General features: G+C 59.7%; 12 protein-coding genes. 7 read left to right on the top strand and 5 right to left on the bottom strand.

Annotation, left to right across the window (positions count from 1 at the left end):
* Positions 1-9: 9 nt before the first annotated feature.
* Positions 10-555: a TetR/AcrR family transcriptional regulator gene (locus tag Q0Y02_RS04380; protein WP_297764885.1), complete on the top strand. Its 546-nt coding sequence runs from the start codon at positions 10-12 to the stop codon at positions 553-555.
* 113 nt (positions 556-668) lie between these two features.
* Here Q0Y02_RS04380 and Q0Y02_RS04385 read toward each other — a convergent pair whose 3' ends face one another.
* Positions 669-1574: a metal-dependent hydrolase gene (locus Q0Y02_RS04385; RefSeq protein ID WP_297764888.1), complete on the bottom strand. Its 906-nt coding sequence runs from the start codon at positions 1572-1574 to the stop codon at positions 669-671.
* 109 nt (positions 1575-1683) lie between these two features.
* Here Q0Y02_RS04385 and Q0Y02_RS04390 point away from each other — a divergent pair, with 109 nt between their 5' ends.
* Together Q0Y02_RS04390 and Q0Y02_RS04395 are read left to right on the top strand one after the other, a co-directional pair.
* Positions 1684-2760 (top strand): AraC family transcriptional regulator, encoded by a 1077-nt coding sequence (locus Q0Y02_RS04390; RefSeq protein WP_297764890.1) that lies wholly within the window; start codon positions 1684-1686, stop codon positions 2758-2760.
* A 143-nt stretch (positions 2761-2903) separates the two neighbouring features.
* Positions 2904-4262, top strand: a complete 1359-nt coding sequence (locus tag Q0Y02_RS04395) for an amidohydrolase (protein WP_297764893.1) — start codon at positions 2904-2906, stop codon at positions 4260-4262.
* 121 nt (positions 4263-4383) lie between these two features.
* On the opposite strand, the gene Q0Y02_RS04400 is transcribed toward Q0Y02_RS04395, so the two are convergent.
* Positions 4384-4785 (bottom strand): MAPEG family protein, encoded by a 402-nt coding sequence (locus Q0Y02_RS04400; protein ID WP_035245434.1) that lies wholly within the window; start codon positions 4783-4785, stop codon positions 4384-4386.
* Positions 4786-5024: 239 nt separating this feature from the next.
* Between Q0Y02_RS04400 and Q0Y02_RS04405 the strand changes: the two genes are divergently transcribed.
* From Q0Y02_RS04405 to yghU, 3 genes are all read left to right on the top strand, one after another.
* Entirely contained in the window at positions 5025-5984 is a 960-nt protein-coding gene (locus Q0Y02_RS04405) for an MBL fold metallo-hydrolase (protein WP_297764899.1), read from the top strand.
* Between the two features lie 153 nt (positions 5985-6137).
* Positions 6138-7937, top strand: a complete 1800-nt coding sequence (locus Q0Y02_RS04410; RefSeq protein ID WP_297764901.1) for an ABC transporter ATP-binding protein/permease — start codon at positions 6138-6140, stop codon at positions 7935-7937.
* A 104-nt stretch (positions 7938-8041) separates the two neighbouring features.
* A complete protein-coding gene (gene yghU / locus Q0Y02_RS04415) occupies positions 8042-8914 on the top strand; it encodes a glutathione-dependent disulfide-bond oxidoreductase (protein ID WP_297764904.1) in 873 nt (290 codons plus the stop codon).
* Between the two features lie 57 nt (positions 8915-8971).
* Here yghU and Q0Y02_RS04420 read toward each other — a convergent pair whose 3' ends face one another.
* Positions 8972-11155 carry a hypothetical protein gene (locus tag Q0Y02_RS04420; RefSeq protein WP_297764907.1) on the bottom strand — a complete coding sequence of 728 codons (2184 nt, stop codon included), beginning with the start codon at positions 11153-11155 and terminating at the stop codon, positions 8972-8974.
* Between the two features lie 376 nt (positions 11156-11531).
* Between Q0Y02_RS04420 and Q0Y02_RS04425 the strand changes: the two genes are divergently transcribed.
* Entirely contained in the window at positions 11532-12194 is a 663-nt protein-coding gene (locus Q0Y02_RS04425; protein ID WP_297764910.1) for a hypothetical protein, read from the top strand.
* A 229-nt stretch (positions 12195-12423) separates the two neighbouring features.
* Here the strand turns inward: Q0Y02_RS04425 and Q0Y02_RS04430 are convergent, their stop codons facing one another.
* Both Q0Y02_RS04430 and Q0Y02_RS04435 read right to left on the bottom strand, forming a co-directional pair.
* Positions 12424-13881, bottom strand: a complete 1458-nt coding sequence (locus tag Q0Y02_RS04430; protein WP_297764912.1) for a protein adenylyltransferase SelO — start codon at positions 13879-13881, stop codon at positions 12424-12426.
* A gap of 72 nt (positions 13882-13953) precedes the next feature.
* Positions 13954-14436, bottom strand: coding sequence for a nucleoside deaminase (locus Q0Y02_RS04435; RefSeq protein WP_297764915.1), 483 nt, complete (start codon positions 14434-14436; stop codon positions 13954-13956).
* Positions 14437-14465 lie beyond the last annotated feature (29 nt).

The raw sequence follows: 14465 nt of genomic DNA on the forward strand, positions 1-14465 counted from the left end.
GAAGGCCCCTTGGCCAAGAACAAGCGCGATATCGATCTGAAGGTAAAGCAGGACGAGCTGGAGAGCACAGCAGCCAGGCTGTTCCTGTCACTGGGCTATGACGGCACATCCATGAGTCATATCGCCCGGGAGCTGGGGGTCGCCCCGAATACCCTGTACTGGTATTACGCCAGCAAGGACGAACTGTTGGTGGCTGTGCTAAACCGGCAGATGTCACACACTCTGGTCCGCCTGCCGGCGATCGTGGACAAACCCTTGAAGGAGAAGATGGCTTGGGCGTTGCGGGAATTCGAGCAGAGCCGCGAGTTGGTCACCACGGTGCATGCCCGGCTGGAACAGTCCGCGGTGATCCGGGAATGGCATGACCAGTTCCACCGCTTTGTAGAGGCGGCGGTGATCCATACCCTGCAAGCGGACGGTGTGGCTCAGGAACGCGCGACCATGCTGGCGACAGTGGGGACTTTTCTGGTGGAGGGGTTGCTGGCCCATCCGCACAGTGAGCGCCAGCGCGAGGCCATCCTGCAGTGGTTTACCGAGAGCGCCTTGCCCGCCTAGCTCTGCCTGACTCTAGAGGGAGAAATAGAAAACACAGAGGCATCGTATGCTTACTCCCTCTGAAACAGAAAGCCCCGCTCAAGCGGGGCTTTCTGTTTTCACTTGCTGAATAATCAGGCCCAATCGCCCAGCCATTTCTTTTTCGCTTTCTCCACCAGGCCGCGGGCGTCGTGATCCCACGGGTGGAAGTTGGGGCTGTAGAACTTGAAGTAGGCGGGCAGCAGCCTGCGGAATACCCCCGGACGACCCCACATGTAGTTCACGGCACCAAGCCAGGATTTCACATTGCCCAGCTGGCCGTCTTCTTTCATCAGTTGCACCAGGTGCACGGCAGAAAACACCGGGAACAGCACGCTGACGATCATCATCTCCGTGACACGGGTGAATTCACTGCCACCCACGGCCTTGTAGACATCAAAGGCCACCGCCTTGTGCTCGGATTCTTCAATGGCATGCCAGGCCCAGATCGGGGCGATGCGCGGGTCCATCTCTTCCAGGGCGTCGTACTTGAGCAGGAACTCCTCGGCCATCAGCGCGGTGAAGTGCTCCACGGCGACGGTGTGGGCGAGCTGACGTTCCGGGCTCAGGTGTTTGCGCAACACATTCATGAAACCCAGAATCTCCCGCTCCAGTCGCGCCAGATCCACGCCGCGTTCCTGCAGGAAGCCGTTCATCAATTCGTGTTCACGGGAGTGGTGGGCTTCCTGGCCGATAAAGCCCTTGATGGCTTTCTTCAGTTCCGGGTCGGTGATCTGGTCCTGGTAGTGACGCACCGAATCAATGAAAAAACGCTCACCGGGCGGGAAGCTGGCGGACATGGCAGCCAGTAGCAGGGTCTTCACCGGATCGTTGTCCCACCAATAGCGCGGCAGGTCTTCGGCCTCGCTGAAGGTGAACTGGGGGCGACGAACCTTGGGGATCATGTCCTTGGGGGTTTTGCCGGCAAGGGTGCGCAGCGAACCGGCGAGGCCTTTGCGAGCCTTTGCCTTGCCCGGGCGAACAGGGACCACAGCATTCATGTCAGAACTCCTCGTTGAGGTATTTTCTTAATATGGCTCATACGGTACTGGTGAACGGCCCAAGGGCGTGAGATTCTGCACGGACATTGTACTTGTCATCGGTGGCCAAATGCCGCAAAGCGAACTCCTGGCAGCAACCACACAGCAACTGGCAGCGCTTCCGGCCTGGGTGCGGCAGCGTAATCAGTCCGCCACCTACCCGCGTGCCTTTATGGAAGCGGCGATGGAGAGCGGCGCCTCCCGCGAGCAGTTATTACAGGCGGCCGATATTAGCCCCGACCAGATTGACGATCCGGCCGGGCGGCTGTCGTTGCAGGAAACCTGGAAGCTGGGGGCGGCGGCGCTATCGCTCACTGGCAATGGCAGCCTGGGATTTGCCTCCGGCGACCGCATGCCCCTCACCGCCCACGGCAACCTGGGTTATGCCCTGATGTGTGCCGGAACGCCCCGTGAAGCCATCGCCATTCTGGAGCGCTTCTGGCATCTGCGCGGGCGCGGGGCGCAGTTGATGGTGAGCGAAAGCGAGGATCGCCTGTTCATGGAGCTGGTGCTGGAGCTTTCCGCCCCGGATGCCCTGCGCGACATGCTGATGAGCTCCATGCTGACCAGCATGTATCGCGGCATAGAGTTCCTGATACCGCAGCTGCCTGAGCAACGGCAAATCTGGCTGTATGGCCAGGAGCCGGCGGGCTTTGATCGCTGGCGAAGGCGGCTGCCGACGGTGCGTTTTGGCATGCCGCAGGCCGGTATTTCCCTGGCGGGGGATATCTCCCTGCTGGATCAGCCCCTGCCCACCGCCAACCCGGAAGCCCTGACACTGGCGCTGGCCCAGTGTGAACGGGAAAGCGCGCTGGTGGATGACGCCGATGATACCTTGCGCCGTGCCCGTGCCGCTCTGACCCTGGGCGCTGATGGGTACCCATCCCCGGAGGCCCTGGCCGATAGCCTGCATCTGACGCCCCGCACCCTGCGGCGGCGCCTGCAGGAACAGGGCTACAGTTATCAGCAGCTGCTGGAAGCCGCCCGTCGACGGGACAGCTGTCAGATGCTGGCCGACCCTGACCTGGAGATTCGCCGCATTGGTGAGGCGCTTGGCTATGGCGACCCGGCCAATTTCACCCGTGCCTTCAAGGGCTGGGCTGGGCTGTCTCCCCGGGAATGGCGCAAGCGCCAGACTGGCGACTGACTCACCTTGTTCCCTCTTTCCGGTGGCATCCCGGTGACCTCCGGATGTGTGCGTGTCCCCGATGAAAGCGTATGCGCTTGACCCGCTGCCCCATCCTGTGATCAATTAATGGAACAATATTCCAAAAAACAACGGGAGAGCACATGTCACTCATCAATGGGCTGCGTAGCAGCCTTCTGGCTGGCGCAGTGATGGCCTGCGGCCTGGCACAGGCCGGTATTCCCACATCACTGAGCGAAAAGGTGGGCAAATTGGCTGCGGACCAGCAGCCGGAGCTGGAGAAGGTGTTCCGCCAGTTGCATGCCAACCCGGAGCTGGCTTTCGACCTGCACGATACCTCTGCGCTGGTGGCCAAGCGGCTGAAGAAACTCGGTTACCGGGTGCATACCGGGATTGCGGAAACCGGCCTGGCGGCGGTGCTGAAAAACGGCGATGGCCCGGTGATCATGTTCCGCAGTGACATGGATGCCTTGCCGGTGAAAGAGGAGAGCGGCCTGTCCTATGCCAGCAAGAAACAGGTGGAGCTGGATGACGGTAGCACCAGCTACGTGTCCCATGCCTGTGGCCATGATTCCCATACCGCCTGGTTGCTGGGCATCGCCAAAGTGATAATGGAAACCCGCGATGCCTGGTCCGGCACCCTGGTGTTGGTGGGCCAGCCGGCGGAAGAACTGATCGCCGGTGCCCAGGCCATGGTCGACGATGGTCTGTACGACAAGGTCCCCAAGCCCTCCCTGCTGATTTCCGCCCACGTGTACCCGGTGTGGCCGGCAGGCACGGTGGCGGTGAAAGCTGGCCGCCGCATGGCCGGCAGTGATCAACTGGATGTGCATCTCACCGGGATTGGCGGCCACGGTTCTCGCCCGGAAGGCACCATTGATCCGGTGGTGATGGGCGCGCGGGCGGTGATGGCCTACCAGACCATCGTCAGCCGCAATATCCCGGCCCAGGACCCGGCGGTGCTGACCGTGGGCGCCATGCAGGTGGGCGAAACCCATAACGTGATTCCAGAAACCGGCACCCTGAAACTGAACCTGCGCTGGTTCGACAAGGGCGTGCGCCAGACCATGCTGGATGCCATCGAGCGGGAAACCCAGGGCATTGCCGTTGCTGCGGGTGTGCCGGAGGAGCGTAAACCCACCATGACCATGCTGGGGTATGCGGAGCCGGTGATTAACGAGCCTGCCCTGGCAGCCAAGGCCAATGAAGCGTTGGTGGCCGCCCTGGGCAAAAAGCGGATCATGCCCGGCATCCCCCCGGTGATGGGCTCCGAGGATTTCCCCATGCTGGTGGCGGGCATTGAAGACGCTGAAACCCTGTTTGTGGAAGTGGGCGGTGGCGCCCCGGATGTGATGAAGAAATACATGAGCACCGGCGAACTGCCGCCGCTCAATCACAACCCGAAATTCCGCATCGACAATCCGGGCCTGGCGATTACCACCGCGGTGCAGGCCAACAGCACCTTGTTGCTGGATGCCTTTCTTGCCGGTGACGCCGAGTAATCTCGATGCACTGGGTGGTGATACAAAAACAGCGGCCTGGGCCGCTGTTTTTTGTTTGCAACACAGCAATCAGGGACACGCATGAATTGAGTCGTTGTGTGCGTGTCCCCGATTGAAGGGATTACATCAACGCAAAGGCCAGGTACAGCATCAGGGCCACCTGGGCGAGAAACAGGCTGGCGCGGATGAATACCAGTGGAAAACTGGTGCCGATCAGATGCACCAGGCTTTGCCCGATGCGTGCCGCCACAATAAAGCCTGCTAGTGCGTTCACGGTATCGCTCTGGCCGGTGGCCGCTGCCACCAACACCAGGGCCGCAAACAGCGGCAGGTTCTCCAGGCAATTGAGATGTGCCGCCTTGGCACGAACCAGGATGGCCGGGTCATCAACCGCCTTGCCTCGTTCCCAATGATTTGCGGCCTTCTTGCCGGTGAGTACCAGTGGCAACCGATAGGTGGCGTAGCTGAGTGCCAGAATCAGCGTCCAGACGATATAAATCAGTAGTGCAGTCATTCCGGTCATGGGGCGGCCCTTTTCCACGCATAAAATCACAGTGTGGTGAGGTGAAGGGCAAGATGGCGTGAAGCCTGGGGTTTCCCGCCGGCACCAGCTACGTCAGGCGCTGCCTGTCAGTCTCCCAGCAGTAGCAAAAGGGATGGGTGTCCCCGATTGAAAAGAGCGGCCGGTTGAGCAAAGGTCGGGTGGCTGGCCCCGGTTGCGTGGCCTATAGTCGTTGGACTTATCGACCTCAGGAGCCATGCATGGCATTCCAGACTTTTGACGACCTCGGCCAGCACATTACCCGTATCGATACGGCCATGGTGCACGAAGGATTGGCGGCCTGTTATCTGCTGCGCGGTGGCGACGAGTACGCCATTATCGAAACCGGTACCCACAACACCGTGCCGACCATTCTGGCGCTGCTCAAAGCGCGCAAGATTGATCTGGCAAAGGTGAAATATGTGATTCCCACTCATGTGCATCTGGACCACGCCGGTGGCGTCGGTGGCCTGATGCAGGCGCTGCCAGTGGCGACTCTGCTGGTGCATCCCCGCGGCGCTCGCCACATGATTGATCCGGCCAAACTCAAGGCCGGTGCCACAGCGGTCTACGGTGAGGCCCAGTTTGCCGAGATCTACGGCGATATCATTCCCGTGGATGAACGCCGGGTGCGCACCATGGACGACGGCGATGAGGTCACCGTGGGAGGTCGCAAGCTGGTATTCATCGATACCCCCGGGCATGCCCGCCATCATTTCTGTGTGTATGACCCCACGTCCCGTGGCATTTTCACCGGTGACACCTTTGGCCTGTCCTATCCGCCGCTGACCACCGTCAACGGCCCCTTTATCTGCCCGACCACCACCCCGGTGCAATTTGATCCGCCGGCATTGAAGGCCTCCATCCGCAAGCTGCTGGCGCGGCAGCCCCAGCGTATTTACCTCACCCATTACAGCATGGTGGAAAACCCGCAACCCCTGGGCGAGCGACTGCTGACCATGGTGGACGACTATGTGGCGCTGGCGGAAACCGTGGCAGAAACCGCCGACGATGCTGCACTGGAACAGGCGTTGATGACGGCCATGAGAGAGTATCTGTTTCGCTGCGCCCGGGAGCACGGCTGCGACATGTCAGACGCACAGCTGGAAGCCGTGCTGGGGCTGGATATCCAGCTCAACAGTCAGGGCCTGGCGGTGTGGCTGCAGTCACGTTCCCGTTAACCCGGCGTTAGTAATCGCGCCGCGAGCGACGCTCCTACGGAAAGCCGGAAAATGTTTCATTAACGGTAATAGGTTTTCCAGGCGTTCAGTGATCCGATTGTTGCCCGCCATGTTGTTATACTGCGGGTTCTTTTCTCCAAAGCAGGCCTTTTTATGCGCGGTATGAGCCAGGACGTTACCCCCAAGCCCATCGACTGGTCCGTGCTGAAAACCCTGTTCCCCTACCTGCTGGAGTTCCGTACCCGTATTGCTCTGGCGGTGGTCTGCCTGGTGCTGGCCAAGCTGGCAAGCGTGGGGTTGCCGTTTATTCTCAAGCACATCGTCGACGGGCTGGACGCCAAGGATGTCAGTGAGCTGATCACCCTGCCGCTGGGGCTGCTGCTGGCCTACGGGGTGGTGCGTTTTTCCAATGTGCTGTTCGGTGAGCTGCGCGATACCTTATTCGGGCGGGTCACTGAGCGCGCTATGCGCCGGATCGGCCTGCAGGTGTTCCGGCATCTGCATGCCCTGGACCTGGATTTTCATCTCAACCGTCGTACTGGCGGGCTGTCCCGTGATATCGAGCGGGGCACCAATGGCATCAGTTTTCTGCTGCGTTTCATGGTGTTCAATATCCTGCCCACCCTGCTGGAAATCGGCATGGTGATCGGCTTGTTGCTGTGGAATTACGATGTCTGGTTCGCATTGATCGTAGCGGTATCGGTGGCTGCCTACGTGGGCTTTTCCGTGTTCGCCACGGAATGGCGTTTGGCCTTTATCCGCGAGGCCAACCAGGCGGAATCCTCCAGTAGCACCCGCGCCATCGACAGCCTGCTCAACTATGAAACGGTGAAGTATTTCACCAACGAGGACTTTGAAGCCCGTCACTACGACGAGAACCTGGAGCGTTGGGAGCTGGCACGGGGCAAAAACCGCTTGTCACTGTTTGCCCTCAATGCAGGGCAATCGCTGATTATCGCGGCGGCCATGACGGCGGCCATGGTGCTGGCGGCAGTGCAGGTGACCGACAAGGTGATGACCCTGGGTGACTTCGTACTGATCAATGCCTTCATGATGCAGGTGTTCATGCCGCTGAACTTTCTCGGTTTTGTTTACCGGGAAATGAAGGGGGCCATGACCAATATTGAAAACATGTTTGCGGTGCTGGAGGTAAAACCCGGGGTGGTGGACCGTGAAGGCGCCACCGAACTGGTAGTGAGCGACGGCGAGATCCGCTTCCATGATGTGCACTTCGGCTATGGCGATACGCGGGAGATTATTCGCGGCGTCAGCTTCACCGTGCCGTCAAAACAGAAAGTGGCGATTGTGGGTAGCAGTGGCGCCGGCAAATCCACGTTGTTCAAGCTGCTGTTCCGCTTCTATGACGTGAACAGGGGCGACATCACCATTGATGGTCAGTCCATTCGCCAGGTCAGCCAGACCTCCCTGCGTCAGCAGATTGGCGTGGTGCCCCAGGATACCGTGTTGTTCAACACCAGCATCTTCGAAAACGTGCGTTACGGTCGCATTGATGCCAGTGACGAGGAAGTGCGCGAGGCCATTCGTCTGGCCTACCTGTCGGATTTCATCGCTTCCCTGCCGAAGGGGGAGGACACCATGGTGGGCGAGCGGGGTCTGAAACTTTCCGGCGGCGAAAAGCAGCGGGTGTCCATCGCCCGGGCATTGCTCAAGCATCCGCCGATCATGGTCTTTGACGAAGCTACCTCGTCCCTGGACAGCCATTCGGAAAAGATCATTCTCAAGGCCATCCGCGAGATTTCCCACCAGCAGACGACCCTGGTGATTGCCCATCGTCTGTCCACCATCATGGATGCGGATCGCATCATCGTGCTGGACAACGGCCAGGTGGCGGAGCAGGGCAACCATGTTGAGCTGCTGGCCCGGGGCGGTTTGTATGCGCACCTGTGGGAAGTGCAGCAGCATGAGAGTGGGTCAACCGATCGATTAATCTGAAGCGTTTGTTCATTTTTTTCAGCTTGTTCCCGGCGCCCGGGCTGGCCATGATGAGACAACATTCAACGTGCACAGGCCATGCCTGTCATCGATCGGGAGCAACTATGTCTGACCCCACCTACACCCCACCCCGTGTCTGGAAGTGGGACCAGGCCAATGGCGGCGCCTTTGCCAATATCAATCGCCCCATCGCCGGGCCCACCCATGACAAGGCCCTGCAAGTGGGCAAGCACCCCCTGCAGCTTTACTCCCTGGCCACTCCCAACGGGGTAAAGGTCACGGTGATGCTGGAAGAGCTGCTTGATAAGGGCCACAAGGATGCGGAGTACGATGCCTGGCTGATCAATATCCAGAATGGCGACCAGTTTGGCAGTGGCTTTGTGGAGGTGAACCCCAACTCCAAGATCCCCGCCTTGATGGATCACAGCGTTACCCCGCCACGCCGGGTGTTCGAGTCCGGCAATATCCTGCTTTACCTGGCACAAAAGTTTGGCGAGTTCCTGCCCAAGGACCCGGAAAAACGCACCGAAACGCTCAGCTGGTTGTTCTGGCAGATGGGCAGTGCGCCGCTGCTGGGTGGCGGCTTCGGTCATTTCTATGCCTACGCCCCGGAAAAGTACGAATACCCGATCAATCGCTACACCATGGAGATCAAGCGGCAGCTGGATGTGCTGGATCGCCAGCTGGCCGACAACGACTACATCGCCGGTGATGAATACACCATTGCTGATATGGCCATCTGGCCCTGGTACGGCGCTTTGGTCACCAACAAGGTCTATGAAGCGGCGGAGTTTATCGAAGCGCACACCTACAAGAATGTGCTGCGCTGGACCGAGCAGATCAGCAAGCGCCCTGCGGTGGAACGTGGCCGTAAAGTCAACCGGGCCTGGGGCGACCCGTCCAGCCAGCTATGGGAGCGGCATGACGCCAGCGATTTCGAATTGCGTACGCTGGATAAACTGCAAGCGAATCAATAACCGGGCCATGCCACGCATGGTGAAAGCCCCGTCCCCGGGGCTTTCGGTTTCATCCGTTTATAGCGGGTTCACGAACAGCTGGTTGCGCCCCTGAACCAGATCTACCTCTCTGCCATCGCTGAATACCAGGGTGCTGCTACCGTCACTATCGATGTCCAGATTGATGGCCCCTGCAAGGCAGCTATCGGTAACATCAATGGTCAGTTGATGAATATTCTCCAGCGACCCGGACAGGGTGTTACCGCCTGGCAGCAAGGCATCGCTGCTCACTGTGCGTTGCGTGCTTACCCAGGGTATCGGGTAAGTGCCAGCCCCCGGGGTGAACTGACTATCCATTTGCGGTGTACCGCAGCCATCACTATCCAGTGAAATCTGGCTGGGCTCGGTGGAGCGATTGACGATATTGCTAACCCAGTAAGCGCGATTGTGGTCAATGGCATATTCCGGGTAGGCCTGGGCTGGATCGTAGTAGTAGCGGATGGTGCTCGGGCGACTAACGATCACGCGGTTGGCGCTGTAATTGGCCATTTTCTGCCATTCATCGAGCAGGATATAGGTCAGATGTTCTGCGGGAAGATGCAGATAGAAAACATAGTCGGACTCGCCGGCGATAAACTTTTCCTGCAGTGCCAGAGCCGTAGTGACATGTACGATCTCATCCGCAGCACTGTAGGCATTGGCCATCGGGATATGCTCCAGATTGCCCAGGTAATCCAGCACATTGTCTTCCGCGCCGATACTGAACTCCTGCTGCAGTTCCTGGAAGGCAGACAAGGGGGTCTCCAGCAGCTCAATGCCGGTCAGATCCGCCAGGGACCCTAGCAGGGTTCTTTCCAGTGGCAGGTTCAAGACGCTGCCGGTAAAGCCCACCCAGTTCACACCGGCAGCGTAATCCTGTGGATACAGTGCCGCCATTCTCAGTGTGCCGTAGCCGCCCATGGAGTAGCCGCTTACCAGTATCTTGCGGCTGTCGATCGGATAGTTTTCTTCCACGTCCGCGCGGACATCCAGCACATCACGCTCCGAGAGTCCGGTATAGAAGCCCCGCGGCCCTCGGCCCAGTGGGGCGGCCAGAATGCGGTTGTTGGCATCGGCGAAGGATGTCTGGAAATTGCCCTGGTTGATCTGACTGGCGTGGTTGGCTTCGCAGCCGTGCAGTACCAGCTGTAGTTCGTGGGGGCCGTCCTGCTCCGGTACGTAAAAACCGTATGGCTGGTATTTTCCCAGGTAATGAAAATACTGGTCGCAGGGCAGGCCGGTATCGCCCTGGCGGCCTGGTACGCCGCGCAGTGAAACCCCTTCACCGGGGGGGAGGGTGTATTGGGAGGTGTAAACGCGCTGCTGAAAACCGGTCACCGACTCCGCTGCTCGTGTGGTGCCGTTTTCAAGATCGCTGCGCGAAACCACTTCCCCGAAAACGGAAATGTCGCCGCTACCTAGTGCCCGGGACTGTTTGTCTTCCCAGAAATTTCCCGCATCGGGAAGAATTTGTTCCGGGATAGAAGCCGCTCGGGCGGATTCATGGGGGCCGCGGAAAGCCACATTCATGACCGTGCCGTCGTGCTGCGCCACCACAGCCTGAATGCGCCACTGTTCGGTTTCTGGCGCAGGAATCCGACCAGCAATAATGTTGTTGATCGGGTCACCCTCAGCGAAGGTGTAGATCTCTTCCCAGCCGTCACTGCGAATGCCCAGGCCCGGCCAGACGCCACCACCGGTGCTGCTGTCGTTGTCAGTATCAATGGCGATGACGGCGAGGCTGTCATCACTGCCATAAAGTGTATTCAGCTCGAAGCGAACAGACAGTTCATCGCCATCCAGTGACAGTGCCAGCGAGACCAGGTCGGCGGTGTTTTCCATGCCGGCAGGGTAGCGTTCATCCCCGGCTGTGGGTGATAGCAGCCCCGGTGTGTTGGCAACCGGATTGAACAAGCCGCCACCGCGCGACAGCAGATTCATGACGGTCAAGGGTGACAGGCCGATCAGGCCGGTATCCGCCCCGTAGTCATCGTAGACATAGTCCCGATAGATAAAGGTGCCGTCGCACAATTCTGTGGTGCCTGCCACCCAGCTGTCTCGCTGGCAGTCCACCGGCATTTCGGGCGGCGGCTCGGGCTGATTGGGAGTAGGGGGTTGCGGGCTCGGGCCAGGTGTCTGCGACACGTTGTCAGAGCTGCCGCCGCCACCGCAGGCGGTAACAAGCAATGCGAGACTGGCGATGGATACGTAATGTTTTTTCATGATTATTATCCGCCTGTGGGTGACAGCGACGGGGCAACCGGATGCGCCATGTGTCTCTTTAGTGGCTGATGAAAGCCTGCCTGACAAAGGCGAGAGAAGTCATAAGGCATAGCGAACAGGAAGAGCGCGGTATCGCCATCTGACGGGTTACTGCAGAAAGGTTGCCGGTGCTGAACTGTGTTTTTATGATTGATTTTATTCTGTTCTTAAGAAAACGTTTTTATAGCCATTTACTGCTATGTTTTGTAATGGAATTGTTTCCCCTCTGCCTGCCCGGTGGCGTGGTTCGATGGGCCTCAGCGCGCCCTGGGCAGTGCGCAGCGTTTGGGGTGTTAGCAAGGTGTGACGGTGCCTTGTGTTGCGCTACGCTGACGCCATGACGATGCCATCGACGCCGGTTCGCTTGTCTCCCTTGGCCTGGGCCACCGCCTTGCTGCCCCTGGTGACCATGCATGTCTGTTATTTGCTGTCTGCCAGTGAGCAGCTGGTGCCCTGGTGTTTACCCTGGTTTGAAGGCTGCACCAGTATTTCCCGGGCGTCCCGTTCCGGTACCGCCTATTTCGTTTTCAAGGCCGGAATGCTGCCAGCCTGCGTCTGCATGATGCTGTTCTGGTGGGCCAACCGTCACTGGCTGCGCCACATGCAGGTGGAGCCGACAACCTGGTGGTGGCTGGGGATGCTGGCGGCGCTGCCGTTGGCGCTCTATACGGTGGTGCTTGGCCATGCCGGCGAGACGCCTTACATGCTGCGCCGGATCGGGGTGGTGGGATTCTTTGGCCTCACGTTTCTGGCCCAGCTGGGGCTGAGCGCGTCACTGCGGCACAGTGCCATGTCAGCCGCGGGGAGATCGCTGCTGCGGTTATGCGGTTTTACCCTGTTGGTGGGAATAGTGTCGTTGATACTGGGTGTGATCTGGCCCGAGCACTACGACACCATGGATGACGGGTTTGAATGGGCTCTGGCGGTGTTGATCAATCTGCATACGTTGTGGGTAGCGTGGCTTTGGCAACGCAGCGGCTTTGCGGTGAATTTTCCTTAAATTCCTGACCCGCTATTGCGATCCGCAGGGTTCACGAAGTGCATAACCCAACCTGTGTTTAAAAGCATTCTCACCACAGGGGCACAGAGCACATCGAGAAAACCTTTTCTTTTTCTCCGCGATCTCTGTGGTAATACTTTCTTTATCGACGTTGGGCTATCGCGCCGCTAGCGACGCACCTGCGGAGTCTTTTGCGGGCCGGGGAAATCCAGGGTCGGCCAACCGGTTATCAGGTCCCGCAAAAAGTCTGGCAGACCTGCTCCTCCGGGGCCGGCGGCTGCCGATAGCGGTCGTCCGGGTCGCGCTCCGCATAGGGGTCGGCCAGCGCCTCCAGCAGTGATGTGGTGACAGCCAGGTCACCCTGTTCCGCTGCGGTTAATGCTTCTGCCACGCGATGGTTGCGAGGAACCACCGCCGGGTTGTGATTGCGCATCAGGCACAGGGACGACTTGAGAGGTTTTTGGTTGCGCCCCAGGCGGGCCTGCCAGCGCTGGTGCCAGTTGCTGAAGTCGTCATCCTGGTAAATACCATCGGCGGGAAAGTGTTCGCTGGTGATATCGCGGAAGGTATTGGTGTAATCCGCCTGGTGCGTCTTCATCCATTCCAGCAGATCGGTAATCAGCGTTTCATCGACCGGGTCGTCACCGAACAGGCCCAGCTTTTTCTTCATCATGGCCAGCCATTTTTCGCTGTAGCGTTCGCTGAAGGACTTGATGATGGCGGTGGCTTTCTCGATGGCGCTGTCCACATCCTCGTCGATCATCGGTAGCAGGGTTTCCGCGAAACGGCTCAGGTTCCACTGGGTGATGGTGGGCTGGTTGCCATAGGCGTAGCGGCCCTGGTGGTCGATGGAGCTGAACACGGTGTCCGGATCAAAACTGTCCATGAAGGCGCAGGGGCCGTAATCGATGCTCTCGCCACTGAGGGTTACGTTGTCAGTATTGAGAACGCCGTGAATAAAGCCCACTCGCATCCAGTGGACGATCAGGTCCACCTGGCTGTCCATGACCGCATCCAGCAGGGTCAGGGCGGGATTGTCGGCAGGCTGGCGGTCCGGGTAGTGGCGGTTCAGGGTGTAATCCACCAGCGCTTCCAGCAGCGCCGGGTTTTGTCGGCCGGCGGCGTACTGGAAGGTGCCTACCCGCAGGTGCGATGCGGCAACCCGGGTGAGGATGGCGCCGGGCAGGGCGGTTTCCCGCAATACCGACTCCCCGGTGGCCACCACCGCCAGGCTGCGGGTGGAGGGGATGCCCAGGCCATGCATGGCCTCGCTGATGATGAATTCGCGCAACATGGGGCCCAGTGCCGCGCGGCCATCGCCGCCCCGGGAAAATACCGTGCGCCCGCCGCCCTTGAGCTGGATATCCCGGCGCGCCCCGTCCGGGGTGAGCTGCTCACCGAGCAGAATGGCGCGACCATCGCCCAGCATGGTCAGGTTGCCGAACTGGTGGCCCGCGTAGGCCTGGGCGATCGGGTCGCTGCCGTCGATCTGCTCATTGCCCGCCAGAATCGCTGCCCCGGCCGGGCTGTCCAGTGCCTCGCCGTCCAGTCCCAGCTCCCCGGCCAGGGACCGGTTGAACAACACCATCTGCGGTGCCTTCACCGGCTGCAGGGGGCAGCGGGAAAACAGGTCTTCCGGCAGGTGGATGTAACTGTTGTCGAACTGGAAACCGAAGGGGCGGGTCATTGTGGGTGCTCTGCTAACCATGGACGTACAGGTTAACAGGACGGGCTGGGCGGGGTCATTGGGTGTGATGGGTCAGTAATCTTCCCGGTCGTCACTGGCCTGCCATAACCGGAACGCCGTTAACCGTTGCGGGTGATCAAGCTGTTCAGTGGTCAGTTGTCGTTGTGCCGCAGGGAGAGCCAGCTCCTGGTAGATAAACTGATCATCAAAACCGATACGGGCCGCATCGGCCTGGCTGTTGAGATAGAACAGTTTGTCGGGCCGGGCCCAGTAGATGGCACCCAGACACATGGGGCACGGCTCGCAACTACTGTAGATCACACAGCCATGCAGCTGATGGCTACCCAGCTGGTGGCAGGCGGCGCGGATGGCTTCCATTTCTGCGTGGGCGGTGGGGTCATGCTGGCCGGTGACCCGGTTGCAGCCCTGGCCGATGATGATGCCATCTTTTACCACCAGTGCCGCAAAGGGGCCGCCCAAGCCCTGGCGAACATTATCTTCAGCGAGTGCGAGGACCGTCTGGATCAGGTTCTGGTGATTATGGAGCGGTTCCATGGTTCAGAGCTCTGGGGTAATGGCATGGC

The organism is uncultured Alcanivorax sp. (assembly GCF_947258575.1).
Taxonomy (GTDB): domain Bacteria; phylum Pseudomonadota; class Gammaproteobacteria; order Pseudomonadales; family Alcanivoracaceae; genus Alcanivorax.